General features: G+C 69.1%; 15 protein-coding genes and 1 tRNA gene. 7 read left to right on the top strand and 9 right to left on the bottom strand.

The features are described 5' to 3' along the window. Positions 1–6: 6 nt before the first annotated feature. Entirely contained in the window at positions 7–1005 is a 999-nt protein-coding gene (locus QE377_RS15490; RefSeq protein WP_307324994.1) for a TerC/Alx family metal homeostasis membrane protein, read from the bottom strand. Between the two features lie 121 nt (positions 1006–1126). Between QE377_RS15490 and QE377_RS15485 the strand changes: the two genes are divergently transcribed. From QE377_RS15485 to QE377_RS15460, 6 genes are all read left to right on the top strand, one after another. Next, positions 1127–1675 carry an RNA polymerase sigma factor gene (locus tag QE377_RS15485; protein ID WP_307324991.1) on the top strand — a complete coding sequence of 183 codons (549 nt, stop codon included), beginning with the start codon at positions 1127–1129 and terminating at the stop codon, positions 1673–1675. Further along, positions 1672–2763, top strand: a complete 1092-nt coding sequence (locus tag QE377_RS15480) for a DUF4349 domain-containing protein (RefSeq protein WP_307324988.1) — start codon at positions 1672–1674, stop codon at positions 2761–2763. Before QE377_RS15485 ends, QE377_RS15480 begins: the two co-directional genes overlap by 4 nt. Before the next feature lie 61 nt (positions 2764–2824). Then, complete coding sequence (gene sigK / locus QE377_RS15475) at positions 2825–3424, top strand: ECF RNA polymerase sigma factor SigK (RefSeq protein WP_307324986.1); 600 nt, start codon at positions 2825–2827, stop codon at positions 3422–3424. Next, positions 3424–4161, top strand: a complete 738-nt coding sequence (locus tag QE377_RS15470) for an anti-sigma factor (RefSeq protein WP_307324983.1) — start codon at positions 3424–3426, stop codon at positions 4159–4161. Before sigK ends, QE377_RS15470 begins: the two co-directional genes overlap by 1 nt. Positions 4162–4309: 148 nt before the next feature. After that, positions 4310–4717: a DUF4383 domain-containing protein gene (locus tag QE377_RS15465; RefSeq protein ID WP_307324980.1), complete on the top strand. Its 408-nt coding sequence runs from the start codon at positions 4310–4312 to the stop codon at positions 4715–4717. After that, complete coding sequence (locus QE377_RS15460) at positions 4714–5250, top strand: hypothetical protein (protein ID WP_307324977.1); 537 nt, start codon at positions 4714–4716, stop codon at positions 5248–5250. The genes QE377_RS15465 and QE377_RS15460 overlap by 4 nt, the downstream gene beginning before the upstream one ends. 4 nt (positions 5251–5254) lie before the next feature. Here QE377_RS15460 and QE377_RS15455 read toward each other — a convergent pair whose 3' ends face one another. Next, positions 5255–5728, bottom strand: coding sequence for a CinA family protein (locus QE377_RS15455; protein ID WP_307324974.1), 474 nt, complete (start codon positions 5726–5728; stop codon positions 5255–5257). Between the two features lie 173 nt (positions 5729–5901). Further along, positions 5902–5977, bottom strand: a tRNA-Glu gene (locus QE377_RS15450). A 109-nt stretch (positions 5978–6086) separates the two neighbouring features. Here QE377_RS15450 and QE377_RS15445 point away from each other — a divergent pair. Further along, the gene (locus tag QE377_RS15445) at positions 6087–6725 is read left to right on the top strand and encodes an MBL fold metallo-hydrolase (RefSeq protein WP_307324971.1); all 639 of its coding nucleotides are present in this window, start codon (positions 6087–6089) and stop codon (positions 6723–6725) included. A 69-nt stretch (positions 6726–6794) separates the two neighbouring features. Here the strand turns inward: QE377_RS15445 and QE377_RS15440 are convergent, their stop codons facing one another. From QE377_RS15440 to QE377_RS15415, 6 genes are all read right to left on the bottom strand, one after another. After that, positions 6795–7064, bottom strand: coding sequence for an HPr family phosphocarrier protein (locus tag QE377_RS15440; protein ID WP_274285521.1), 270 nt, complete (start codon positions 7062–7064; stop codon positions 6795–6797). Positions 7065–7097: 33 nt separating this feature from the next. After that, complete coding sequence (locus QE377_RS15435; RefSeq protein WP_307324967.1) at positions 7098–9158, bottom strand: fructose-specific PTS transporter subunit EIIC; 2061 nt, start codon at positions 9156–9158, stop codon at positions 7098–7100. 24 nt (positions 9159–9182) lie between these two features. Then, positions 9183–10127, bottom strand: coding sequence for a hexose kinase (locus QE377_RS15430; protein ID WP_307324964.1), 945 nt, complete (start codon positions 10125–10127; stop codon positions 9183–9185). Then, positions 10124–10909 carry a DeoR/GlpR family DNA-binding transcription regulator gene (locus QE377_RS15425; RefSeq protein ID WP_307324961.1) on the bottom strand — a complete coding sequence of 262 codons (786 nt, stop codon included), beginning with the start codon at positions 10907–10909 and terminating at the stop codon, positions 10124–10126. Before QE377_RS15425 ends, QE377_RS15430 begins: the two co-directional genes overlap by 4 nt. 84 nt (positions 10910–10993) lie before the next feature. Next, the gene (locus QE377_RS15420; RefSeq protein WP_307324958.1) at positions 10994–11425 is read right to left on the bottom strand and encodes a hypothetical protein; all 432 of its coding nucleotides are present in this window, start codon (positions 11423–11425) and stop codon (positions 10994–10996) included. A gap of 133 nt (positions 11426–11558) precedes the next feature. After that, positions 11559–12332: a hypothetical protein gene (locus QE377_RS15415; protein WP_307324956.1), complete on the bottom strand. Its 774-nt coding sequence runs from the start codon at positions 12330–12332 to the stop codon at positions 11559–11561. Between the last annotated feature and the right edge of the window lie 12 nt (positions 12333–12344).

Below are 12344 nucleotides of genomic sequence, written 5' to 3'. Positions count from 1 at the left end.
GGCGGCTCAGCCCTCGTCGACGGATGCGGCCTCGCGGCGCGCGGCCACGAGACTCGCGATGGTTGCGGTCGCCATCGCGACCACGATCACGATGAGCGAGACCCACGCGGAGATGTCGGGCGCCCATTCGACGCCGTGACCGCCGTTGATGAAGGGCAGCTCGTTCTCGTGCAGCGCGTGGAGGAAGAGCTTCACGCCGATGAAGGCGAGGATGAACGCGATCCCGTAGTGGAGGTAACGCAGACGGTCGAGCAGTCCACCGAGCAGGAAGTAGAGCTGGCGCAGCCCCATGAGGGCGAAGATGTTCGCGGTGAAGACGATGAAGGCGCTCTGCGTGATGCCGAAGATCGCGGGGATCGAGTCGATCGCGAAGACGAGGTCGGTGAAGCCGATCGCCACGAACACGAGCAGCATCGGGGTGAAGACCTTCTTGCCGCCGACAACCGTGCGCAGCTTCGACCCCTCGTACTGGTCGCTGATCTGGACGAAGCGCCGCAGCATCCGCACGACGGCGTTCTCGCGCTGCTCGCCGTGCTCGTCGTCGCCGGGGAAAGCCTGACGCCAGGCCGTCCAGACCAGGAAGAGCCCGAAGACGTAGAAGATCCACGAGAGGTTGTCGATCAGAACGGCACCGAACGCGATGAAGATGCCTCGCAGCACGAGGGCGATGATGATCCCCACCATCAGCACCTCCTGCTGGTACTTGCGCGGGACGGCGAACTGCCCCATGAGCAGGACGAAGACGAACAGGTTGTCGACCGAGAGGCTGTACTCCGTCAACCACCCGGCCACGAATTGCCCCGCCGCATCCGCACTGCCGGAGACCCACAACAGGATGAGGGCGAAGACGAGCGCGAGCGACACGTAGAACACGACCCACAGCGTCGCCTCACGGGCGGAGGGGAGGTGGGGTCGACGGAGGATGAGGAGAAGGTCGGCGGCCAGGATCAGAACGAGCGCGATCAGCGCGACGATCTGGAACCACACCGGGATCTCGAAGCCCATGAGAGCCTTTCGGAATCGGCGGACGCCACAGTTTATGCGGATCTGAGACGATCGGGCGGCCGAGGACACCTGAGGGTGAGAGAAGACGTCGGCGCGTCCGGCGCTGAGGGATTGGGGCACGATGACCAGCGATGGGGAGCTGATCGCGCGCGCGTCGCACGGAGACCAGGAGGCCTTCCGCGCGCTGTATCGCGGCAACATCGACGCGGTCTACCGCATCGCGGCGATCCTGCTGCCGACGACCGCGGACGCCGAGGACGCGGCACAGGAGACATTCGTGACCGCCTGGCGGAAGCTTCGCGGCTTCCGGCTGGAGGGAGCCTCGGCTCTCCCCTGGTTCGCGACGATCTGTCGTCTGGTGTGCGCGAACCGCCTGCGGGCGCTGCGCCGCGAACGCGACCACGTGGGCGCGACGCTCGACGAGCGCATGCCGTCCCCGATCGACGTGGAACAGGCGGTCATCGACTCCGAGCTGGCCGATCGCGTCGCTCGAGAGGTGGCAAGACTCGACGATCTCGATCGCGAGCTCTTCGTCCTGTGCACCGCGCACGGGTACGCCTACGAGGCCGCGGCCACCGAGCTGGGCCTCACCCACGGCGCCGTCCGTAACCGTCTCTCCCGCATCCGCAGCCGCCTGCGCGGCACCGTCCAGGAGGGGAACGCATCATGACGATCGACGACCGGGACCGGGGGCAGGAACGCTCCTTGCCGGAGGGACCTACCGCAGAGCAGATCGACCGGATCGAGCGCGGCATCGATCGCGATCTCGAATTCGACCGGATGCGCCGACGGGCGCGACGGCGCGGCGGGTGGGCCGTCGCCGCCGCAGGTGTCGCGGTCGTCGCGCTGGCGGCACTCGTCTCCCCCGTCGTCCTCGGTGGACGCGGATCGGAGGTGTCGAGCGCGGTGTCGCTCTCCGACTCGCCACCTCTCGGGGTCCAGACCCAGGAGGGTGCCATCGCGGCGCAGGACATCGCCGGCGCTGATGGCGGCCGGTCCGCAGCGACGGATGCGGGTCGCGAGGTGTCCGCCACGGGGTGGCTGCAGATGACGGTCGACGACCCGAAGGACACCCAACAGCAGATCACCGCGATCGTGACGGGCCTGCAGGGCTATGTCTCGTCATCGAACATGGCGGACTCGCCGGCCGCAACGGATATCGCGTACCCCGTGCCCGCGCAGAGTTCCATCACGGTGCGGGTTCCCGCGGAGCGCCTGCAAGACGTGATCGACCAGGTCAGCGCCTTGGGAACCGTGTCGGCGTCATCCGTGGACCGCATCGACGTCACCGATCAGGCTGTCGACCTGCGCGCACGGATCGCAGCGCAGGAGACCTCCGTGGCGCGCCTCACCGAACTGCTCGCGCAGTCGGGCTCCGTCTCGGACCTCATTGCCGCCGAGTCCGCGCTCGCCGATCGTCAGGCCGCGTTGGAGGCGGACCGACAGCAGCTGAAGATGCTGGAGGATGAGGTCGCGATGTCGACGTTGACCGTCAGCCTCGCTCCGAGGGACGCTGCGCCGCACGCAGATCCTGCCGGCCTCGGCGACGGAATCGCCGCCGGGTGGGCGGGACTTGTCGCGACCGTGAACGGGATCGTCATCGGTTTCGGTTTTCTTCTGCCGTGGCTCGCCGTGCTCGCCGTCGCCGGCGTCGTCGTGTGGGCCGTGCGGCGTGTGGTTCGTCGCCGGCGCACGCGCCGAGCCCAGCCCGTCGCGTCGGTCCCACTGCAACCGACGGACCCGCCTGAGGCAGGCTGAGCAGCTCTATCACGCAGCGCTCTTCACCGCGCGCCCCCGGGGTCATGGTGCCCGATGAGGCATGCTGGTGACTGTGGTGATCGACGGCGTCGAGGTTCCCGAGGACGGCTCGGGGGGAATCGATCATGTGGCGATGCTGCTGACCGCGATCGCCGGGGGCGATCAGAACGCCTTCGCGCAGCTGTACGACATGTTGTCGCCGCGCGCGTTCGGCCTCATCCGTCGCGTCCTCGTCGACCCTTCGCAGAGCGAGGAGGTGCTGCAGGAGGTCTTTCTCGAGATCTGGCAATCCGCTTCGCGCTTCGCTCCGAACAGAGGACAAGGAAGGTCGTGGGTTCTCACCATCGCGCACCGCCGAGCCGTCGACCGCGTGCGGGCGTCGCAGGCCAGCGCTGATCGTGATACACGCGTCGGCCTTCGCGATCTCGACGTCGCATATGACGGCGTCGCCGAGACGGTGGAACTGAAGATCGAGGGCGGGCGCGTCTCCGAGGCGCTCGCCGGGCTACCCGAAGCGCAGCGCGAGACGATCGTCCTCGCCTACTACGGCGGTTACTCTCAGACCGAGATCGCCGCGCTCGTCGGGGCGCCACTGGGAACCGTGAAGACACGCATGCGTGATGGACTGAGCAGATTGCGAACCAGGATGGGGGTGCAGTGATGGACGAAGAAGAAGAGTTCCGCGACCTCGCGGCCGGCCATGCACTGAACGCTCTTGCCGCCGAAGACGAGATGCGCTTCCAGGAGCTGCTCGCAGCCCATCCTGCCTGGGACACGATCGTAGCCACCGAACTCGACACCGCAGCGGCTCTTGCCGAGGGCGTGGGCGACGTGGTACCCCGTCCGCAGGTGCGCGACGCATTGCTGTCGCGGATCGCCGCGCTTCCGCAGGACCCGCCTCGATCGACCGCTCCCGCCGCGCCACGTCCCGCTCCGGCGCCGCGCCGTCCCCGCTCACGGATGTGGTTCGCGCTCGCGGCCTCTCTCGCTTTCATCCTCGCGCTCGGCATCGGCGGCCTCTCGCTCGGGCGACTGCTGACCCCCGAGGACGGCGCTCAGGTCGCCCTGGAGCAGATCCAGGACGCCCCCGACGCGCAGTCGGCGAGCGTCACGCTCGACGATGGCGCGTCCGCAACCGCGCATTGGTCCGCATCCACGGGACGGGCGGTGCTCGTCACGGACGGGATGCCGACGCTCGATGAGGACAAGACGTTCGAGATGTGGTTCATCCGCGACGGCGCCCCGCTTCCGGCCGGCACCTTCTCGGCTGACGACGCCGTCTCGGAGCTCGACGGCGCGTTCCAGCCCGGCGACGTGATCGCCGTCACCGTGGAGGCCGCGGGTGGGTCGCCGAGCGGTCTGCCCACCACGGATGCGATGTTCGCCATCACGACCTGACGCAGGTCGAGTTCGGAGCGTCGTTCCTTCTGGAGCGGCGCCCCATCTCTGTGAGCAGCCTGAAAGTGCTCCCATCCGTTCTCGCCCCCGTCACGAACAAGTGATGGATGCGGCACACGGTCGCGTCCTCCCTAGACCGGAGGTCATCATGAGCTCTTCCCCGAACCGCATCGTCGCGACCGTCTTCGGCGCGATCTATCTCCTCGTCGGCCTCCTCGGCTTCGCCGTCACCGGTGGCGTCGGGTTCCTCGCCACCGAGGGCGGGCTTCTCCTCGGAATCTTCGCCGTGAACCCGCTGCACAACGTCGCCCACCTCCTCATCGGTGGGGCACTGCTCGTCGCGGGTCTCGCGAACGTCCGGGCGGCCAAGACGGTGAACACCGTCGTCGGCGCGGCCTACCTGCTCCTCGGCGTGGCCGGGTTCTTCCTCGTGGGCACCGCCGCCAACATCTTGGCGCTCAACGTCCCCGACCACTTCCTGCACCTCGGCAGCGCCGTCGTGCTGCTGGCCATCGGCGTCGGTGCCGACCGCGGCGCCCGCGTCGCCACGGCATGAGCGTTCAGCACACGAGCGAGGCTCCGGGCCGGCGGGCAGCACTGCTCGCCGGCCCGTGGCCGGCCGCGCTCGCGTGGGGCGCAGCGCTCGTGCTCGCAGCCCTCGGTGCAGGCGCCGTCGTCCTCCCGGACGCCACGTCGGCGAATCGAGTCCTCGGCGTCGGTGCGGCTGCGCTCGGGCTCGGCGGACTCGGATGGGGCATCGCGACACTCCGAGCCGGCCGTCTCCTCGCTCCTCGTTGGATCACGGCGGGGACCCTCCTCGCGGTGCTCGTCGCCACGTCGCTGCTGGCGAGCGAGCCCGCACACACGAGCATCGTGGGGGTCGCGGTGTGCGTCGCGCTCAGCGTGGCGCTCGGAGCCTGTGCGGCAGCAGCCACGCGTCGCAACGTCCCCGCGCAGCATCTGCGGGTCGGCCAGCTGCTCGCCGCCGCCGCGCTCATCGCGGTGCTGGTGACCCCGGCCCTCGGTGCCGTGCAGGACGGGATCCTGCTGCGCGATGACGGGACCGTCCCCGTCGTGCCGCACCACTGAGCCGTCAGCTGTCGTCGACGTCTGACGCGCCCTCCAGTACCTCGGCGAGCATCTCGAGCGCCGCGTGCGTGGTCGCCTCGACGATCCGCTCCGGGTCGTCCCCCTCGAAGGAGAACTCGCGCGCTCCGGCATGCGGCCCCCGCGCCCAGCCGATGAAGACGGTTCCGGGCGCGTGCCCGTCCTGCGGATCGGGCCCGCCCACGCCCGTCGTCGCGACGGCCGCATCCACCTCCAGCGCATCGCGCACCCCCGCAGCCATCGTCCGCGCGCACTCCGCCGAACACGGGTCGATGTCTTCGGGCACCCCGAGCACGAGATTCTTCGTCTCGATCGTGTAGGCGACGACCCCTCCGGCGAACCAGTCGGATGCGCCCGGCGTCGCCCCGAGAGCCGTGCACACCTGCCCGCCGGTCAGCGACTCTGCCGCCGCGACGCGGATGCTCGCGGCCGTCGCCAGCTCACCGATCTTCTCGGTCACGTCCACATCCTGCTCCCCTCGATCGTCTCGGACGTCGGCACCGTACGCCGTGACCGGACGCGACCTGAGGGGATTGCTTCGGTGACCCGCGCGCACTACACGAGAGGGAGATCACCGAAGCGGGAGCCATCCAGGGAACAAGAAAACCCCCGGAATGACCGGGGGTTTTCTGTTGGTGACCCCAGCGGGATTCGAACCCGCGTTACCGCCGTGAGAGGGCGGCGTACTAGGCCGCTATACGATGGGGCCGCTGCCGTGGCAACCGTTCAAGTATGCCATGCGGTTTCGCGTTGCGCCAAATCGAGGCCGGGATCCGTGTCGGGTTGCCTCGACGACCCCCGAAGAGTTGACTCGCGTCATGCGAATCACCAAGCACGAGCATGCCGCCCTCACCCTCGAGAAGCAGGGCCGCAAACTCATCATCGACCCCGGTTCGTTCACGACTCCCCTGCCCGACACCGCGAACGTCGCCGCACTCGTGATCACCCACGAGCATCCCGATCATTGGACGGCGGATCACATCGACCGGCTCCTCGCCGCCAATCCCGAACTGCCCATCTACGCACCCGAGGGCGTGAAGAACGCCGCGCCGGGGTACGACATCACCGTCGTCGCGCCCGGTGACACGGTCGAGGTGGAGCCGTTCCATCTCCGTTTCTTCGGAGGGCGCCACGCCATCATCCACGAGAGCATCCCGGTGATCGACAACGTGGGCGTCCTGGTCGATGACACGTTCTACTACCCGGGCGACTCGTACGCGCTGCCCAAGGGCCACGACGTGGCGGTGCTCGCTGCCCCCGTCGGCGCGCCTTGGTTGAAGATCGGCGACGCCATGGACTTCGTGCTCGCCGTGAAGCCGCGCCAGGTGTTCGCCACGCACGACATGACCCTCTCGGTCGCCGGTAAGGACATGGGGCGAGCCCGCCTGAAGTGGTCCGCAGAGCAGCACGGCGGCGACCTCGTGGTGCTCGAGCCGGGCGACACTCTCGACCTCTGAGCACGAACGACGAAGGCGGATGCGGCACCCGTGGGTGTCCGCATCCGCCTTCGTCGTCGGAAGGGCGCCTTACTCGGCGTCGAGGTCCGTCTCGAGCAGCGTGACGAGCTCGTCGAGGGCCTGCTCGGCCCCCTCGCCCTCCGCCTTCAGGGTCACGACACTGCCGTGCGAGGCACCGAGACCGATGATCGACAGGATGCTTCCCGCGTTCAGGTCGGGGCCGCCCTCGAGGGCGATCGTGACGGGGAGCTTCTTCTCCTGCACCGCCTGCACGAAGAGCTTGGCGGGGCGGGCGTGAAGGCCCGAGCTGCTGGCGATTGTCGCCTGACGTTCTGCCATGAGTGATTCCTCTCGTCTTACCCTTCTATGCTCTCAGGCCGCGACGGGTGCTGCAGCCGCTTGCGCCTGAGCGAGTTCCTTGCGTCCGACCCACTTCTTCAGCGCGACGACCGCCAGCGCGGTCACCAGGGTCCCCGCGACGAGCGCGACCAGGAAGCCCCAGATCGGGTCGATGGCGAAGAACACGAAGATGCCGCCGTGGGGAGCCAGGGACGAGACCCCGAGCGCCATGCTCAGTCCGCCGGTGACGGCGCCCCCGATGAGGTTGGCGGGGATGACACGCAGCGGGTCAGCCGCAGCGAACGGGATGGCACCCTCGCTGATGAAGGCGGCACCCAGCAACCAGGCCGCCTTGCCGTTCTCCTTCTCCACGGGCGTGAACAGGCCGCGAGCGAGGACGGTCGATGCCAGCGCCATCGCCAGCGGCGGGACCATGCCCGCGGCCATGACCGCCGCCATGATGAGGAACGGCACGGCGTGGATGTCGGCGGTCGACGCACTGGCGAGACCGGCCGTGGCGAAGGCGTAGGCGACCTTGTTGACGGGGCCGCCGAGGTCGAAGCACATCATGAGGCCGAGGATGATGCCGACGACGACGATCGCTCCGGTGCCCGCGAGGTCGGTCAGCCCGACGTTCAGCGCGTCCATGAGAGCCGCGATCGGGCGACCCAGGAAGAGGATCATCAGCCCCGAGGCGATGATCGAGCCGACCAGCGGGATGATCACGACCGGCATGAGACCCCGCAGCCAGCGCGGCGGGTTGAGGCGACCGAGCCACCAGGCGATGAAACCGGCGAGCAGACCGCCGATGATGCCACCGATGAAGCCGGCGTTCATGAGCACCGCCACCGCGCCCGCGACGAAACCGGGTGCGATGCCGGGGCGGTCCGCGATCGCGAACGCGATGTAGCCGGCCAGAGCCGATACCAGGAAGCCCATCGACGTCGCACCGATCATGAAGGCGACGGAGCCGAGGTACTGACCGATGGGGCCCAGCGGCGACGTGATGTTCTCCGTCGGCAGGTTCCACAGCGAGTTGTCGATGATCACCTTGCCCGCGTCGGCTGTCACCTGGTAGCCGCCCAGGAGGAAGCCGAGCGCGATCAGCAGACCGCCGCCGGCGACGAACGGGATCATGTAGCTCACACCCGTGAGGAGGATGCGCTGGATCTTGGCGCCCCATCGCTCGTTCCGTGCGGGAGCGTTGCTCGCCGCAGAGGCGCCGCCGGACGCAGCCGGGACGCGTGCACCGCTCGGGTCCTTCGCCGCCGCGAGCGCCTCGGTGATGAGCGCGACGGGCTGTTCGATACCGCGCTTCACACCCGAACGCACGACCGGCTTGCCGGCGAACCGCTGCGGCTCGCGCACATCCACGTCGACGGCGAAGATCACCGCGTCGGCGTCGTCGATCACGCTCTGCGGGAGTGCCTTGTAGCCACTGGAGCCCTGAGGCTCCACGATGAGGTCGACCCCCTGCTCCTTGCCTGCCGCGGTCAGCGCGTCGGCGGCCATGAAGGTGTGCGCGATACCGGTCGCGCAGGCGGTGACGGCGACGATACGCGCGGGGCGGCCGTCGACCTCGAGCGCGGTGGAGACGGATGCGGCGGGCGCCGTCGGTGCCGCCGCGGGCGCTGCAGCCTGCTCCTCTCCGATCGCCTGACGCACGGTGGACACGACGGCGGCCGCATCGGCGGCCTGCCGCAGATCGCTCGTGAACGACTCCTGCATGAGGCTTCGCGCCAGACGGGACAGCACGGCGAGGTGCTCCTCGGCGGCGTCTGCGGGGGCAGCGATGAGGAAGACGAGATCCGCCGGACCGTCGGCGGCGCCGAACGCGACCGCGGGCTTCAGCCTGGCGAAGGCGAGAGAGGCCTGCGAGACGGCGGGGCTCTTCGCGTGCGGGATCGCGATGCCGCCGGGCAGGCCGGTCTCATCTTTCTCCTCGCGCGCCCAGGCGTCGGCGAAGAGAGCCTCGGCATCCGTGGCCCGACCCGCGGCGACCACGCGCGCGGCAAGGGCCCGGATGACGGCGGCCTTGTCGGCGCCGAGATCCTCGTCGAGGACGACGAGCTCCGGTGTGATGGTGTCGGACACGATGACCTCCAGTGGTCGGGTTCGTCAGCGGATGATCCGCTGCACGGGAATCTCGGCGGTCACAAGATCCGCCGGGGTCGGGGGTTGGGTTCCGGGAAGGGATGCGGCGGCTGCGCCGTACCGCATCCCCATGCGCAGACGTTCGTCGGGCTCGGCGCCGGCGACATCGGCGAGCAGGTATCCGGCGAGGGAGCTGTCACCCGCACCCACCGTGCTGACGGCCGTGATGCGCGGAGCTGTTCCCACCCAGACGCCGTCCTCGGTGACCAGCAGGGCACCCGCCGCACCGAGCGTCACCAGCGCTGCGCCGACGCGCGGCCCGACGAGGTCCTGCGCGAGCGCGATGATGCCGTCGATGTCGCGGGTGTCGGCGGGCGCACCGGTCAGCTCGGCGAGTTCATGCTCGTTGGGCTTGATGAGGTCCGGGCGCGCCCCGGCCACGGCCGCCGCGAGTGCGGCGCCCGAGGTGTCGACGGCGATGCGCGGCGTCGCGTCGCCATGGGCGGCACGGACGGCGAGGATCACGCGCACGTAGAAGTCGTCGCCCGCCCCCGGCGGGAGGGATCCCGCGAGCACGAGCCAGTCGGCACCCGCGGTGGCCGCGACGATCGTGTCGATGAGCGCGTCCGCATCCGCCGCGTCGAGCTCGGCGCCGGGCAGGTTGATCTTCGTCGTCGTGCCGTACGGGTCGGCCAGTGTGAGGTTCGCGCGGGCGTGGCCGCGCACGGGCACGGACCGGACGGGGATGCCCGTGTGGGCGAGCGCCGCTGCGTACGGGTCTTGGTCGGCCAGCGGAAGCACGGCGAGCGTCGCCGCTCCCGCGGCGGCGACGACGCGGGAGACGTTCACGCCCTTGCCGCCGGCATCCTCGCGGACGCCGCGCGCGCTCTGCACCTCGCCGACCTCGAGCGGCCCGGCGAGCGAGACCGCGCGGTCGAAAGAGGGATTGGCGGTGACGGTGACGATCATGCCTGCACCACCTCGATGTCGGCGCGCTCCAGCGCTTCCGCCAGCGCGGCGGGCGGAGCCGCATCGGTCACGAGCACGTCGAGAGCCGAGAGCGGTGCGAACGACACGAGGAGCTCGAGGTCGAACTTCTGCGCGTCGCAGAGGACGACGATGCGGCGTGCCGCCGCGACGGCGGCGCGTTTGACCGCAGCCTCCTCCGGGTCGGGGGTGCTGAGGCCGAACGCGGCGGAGAGTCCGTTGGTCCCGAGGAAGGCGATGTCGGGACGCAGGTTCTGGATGGCGGCGACGGTCGTCGCCCCGACCGCAGCTCCAGTCACGCGACGCACGCGACCGCCCACGAGCGTGAGGTCGATGCCGTCCTGTTCCGCCAGCAGAGGTGCGTGGGCGAAGGAGTGGGTGACCACATCCGCTCGACCTCCCCGCGTCGCCAGATGCGACGGCAGTTCCTGCGCGAGCGCGCCGACCGTGGAGCCGGCATCCAGCAGCACGGATCCGCTGAAGCGGTCTCCGAGCAGGTTCAGTGCTGCGCGGGCGATCCGACCCTTCGCGTCGCTGCGTTCTTGGATACGTTCGCTGATCGACGTCTCGCGGGTGCTGGAGCGGCCCTGAGCGACGGCGCCGCCGTGCACACGCTGCAGAACGCCGCGCTGCTCCAGGGCCGCGAGGTCGCGTCGCACGGTCTCTGTCGTGACGTCGAAGCGCTCCGCGAGGTCGACGACGACCAGCCGTCCCTCGGCGTCCAAGATTCGCTCGATCGCCGCTTGGCGCTCCGTTGCGTACATGATCCTCCTCGAAGGATCAACACATTACAACACAAAGCCACACAAAGAAACGGTTGCGCCGGGTAAAAACCACACGCGATGCGGTCACATGAGCTGCGGTCCTGCAGGCGTCAGAGTGACGATCATCCAACTGCGCTGTCCGTCCGATGTGCACCGCATCCGCGCCCAGTGCCCGGAAGAGGTGACGACGGTGTCTCCGCGCAGAACACGTCGCGCATCGACCTGTCCGTACCCCGCACTCGCGACGGCGAACTCGATCGCCTTCGTGTCGGTCGAGTGCAGGTCGACGCGCACGAACGACGCCACAATCGCGACGACGAAGAGCAGAAAGCCTCCGAAGGCAAGAATGAGCGCGGCAGGCACCACCCCCAGTCCCGCGGACGAGATCATCAGCGCCAGGATCGCCGCCACGATCAACGCACCTCCGCCGAAGATCACGCAGGCGACCATGACGATCATCCACTTCCGCATCGCCCGCGCTCTGGGCGCGTCGATGACCACCTCGCTCGATTGCATACCCTCCCCCTCGTTCCGCTTCATCCTGCGCGATCGTCCCCTGTGGGCACCGCCTCTTGACGCGCGGCGGTCGGCACGCGAAACGGTGGCCCGATCCGCCGTGCGGACCGGGCCACCGTTGTGAGGAAGAGTCTCAGGCCTCGCTCATGGCCTGGACGGCCGCCTGCCCCTTCGCCGCGTAGTAGGCGGCGCGGGCCGCATCCTTGCGCGCCTGCTCGGCGTAGCCGTGCTCGAGCACGTCCTGCGGGACCTCGACGCTCTCGACATGGTTCACACCGTGGTACTTCTCGATGTAGGCGTCGAGCTCGGGGCCCGACGTCCACGAGGTGATGAGGCAGTAACGCGGGTCGGTGCCGTTGTGGGTGGCCGCGTGCCAGAGGCGCTGTGTGTCGATGATCAGCTGCGCGCCGGCAGGGAGCGCGATACGCACCTCGCCGCGGGGGTCCGTGCGGTTCTCACGCAGGACGAAGTAGCTGTCCTTGTCGTCCGTCAGGTTGAAGAATCCGCGCACGACCCAGCCGGTCCCGTCCGGGTTCAGGCGGTTGTTGTCGTCCTGGTGCAGGTTGTAGAGGCAGTCGCCGTAGGGCGTGGGCTGCAGTTCGATGACACGGCAGCGGCCGACGTTCGCGCCGGGCTCCTGCGCGCGGCGCACGAGGTTCGGGGCCTTCTCGACCTGCGAGTCGATCCAGACGCCGTCCTTGTCGGTGCGCGGCGGCTTGTGGTTCCAGAATCCGTTGCACTCGATCTCGCCGAAGGCGCTGGCAAGAGGAGCGAACCGGGTGTCGCCCGAGGACTTCCAGTCGTTGTACTCGATGTCGAGCCACTCTTTGGGATCGAGCTCCTGGTTGTAGCTGTCGAGGACGACGTAGCCGGTCTCCTCGAGAGCGGCGGACTTGATGTAACCCATGACGAATCATGC

Origin of the sequence: Microbacterium sp. SORGH_AS_0862 (genome assembly GCF_030818795.1) — a bacterium.
Taxonomy (GTDB): domain Bacteria; phylum Actinomycetota; class Actinomycetes; order Actinomycetales; family Microbacteriaceae; genus Microbacterium.
Note: the sequence above shows the minus strand (reverse complement) of the source record. Positions and strands in the feature narration are given on the sequence as shown.

Excerpts from the sequence above, each read along its gene's own strand:
- QE377_RS15490 (WP_307324994.1), bottom strand. The coding sequence starts at position 1,005 with ATGGGCTTCGAGATCCCGGTGTGGTTCCAGATCGTCGCGCTGATCGCG.
- QE377_RS15485 (WP_307324991.1), top strand. The coding sequence starts at position 1,127 with ATGACCAGCGATGGGGAGCTGATCGCGCGCGCGTCGCACGGAGACCAG.
- QE377_RS15480 (WP_307324988.1), top strand. The coding sequence starts at position 1,672 with ATGACGATCGACGACCGGGACCGGGGGCAGGAACGCTCCTTGCCGGAG.
- sigK (WP_307324986.1), top strand. The coding sequence starts at position 2,825 with ATGCTGGTGACTGTGGTGATCGACGGCGTCGAGGTTCCCGAGGACGGC.
- QE377_RS15470 (WP_307324983.1), top strand. The coding sequence starts at position 3,424 with ATGGACGAAGAAGAAGAGTTCCGCGACCTCGCGGCCGGCCATGCACTG.
- QE377_RS15465 (WP_307324980.1), top strand. The coding sequence starts at position 4,310 with ATGAGCTCTTCCCCGAACCGCATCGTCGCGACCGTCTTCGGCGCGATC.
- QE377_RS15460 (WP_307324977.1), top strand. The coding sequence starts at position 4,714 with ATGAGCGTTCAGCACACGAGCGAGGCTCCGGGCCGGCGGGCAGCACTG.
- QE377_RS15445 (WP_307324971.1), top strand. The coding sequence starts at position 6,087 with ATGCGAATCACCAAGCACGAGCATGCCGCCCTCACCCTCGAGAAGCAG.
- QE377_RS15440 (WP_274285521.1), bottom strand. The coding sequence starts at position 7,064 with ATGGCAGAACGTCAGGCGACAATCGCCAGCAGCTCGGGCCTTCACGCC.
- QE377_RS15430 (WP_307324964.1), bottom strand. The coding sequence starts at position 10,127 with ATGATCGTCACCGTCACCGCCAATCCCTCTTTCGACCGCGCGGTCTCG.
- QE377_RS15425 (WP_307324961.1), bottom strand. The coding sequence starts at position 10,909 with ATGTACGCAACGGAGCGCCAAGCGGCGATCGAGCGAATCTTGGACGCC.
- QE377_RS15420 (WP_307324958.1), bottom strand. The coding sequence starts at position 11,425 with ATGCAATCGAGCGAGGTGGTCATCGACGCGCCCAGAGCGCGGGCGATG.
- QE377_RS15415 (WP_307324956.1), bottom strand. The coding sequence starts at position 12,332 with ATGGGTTACATCAAGTCCGCCGCTCTCGAGGAGACCGGCTACGTCGTC.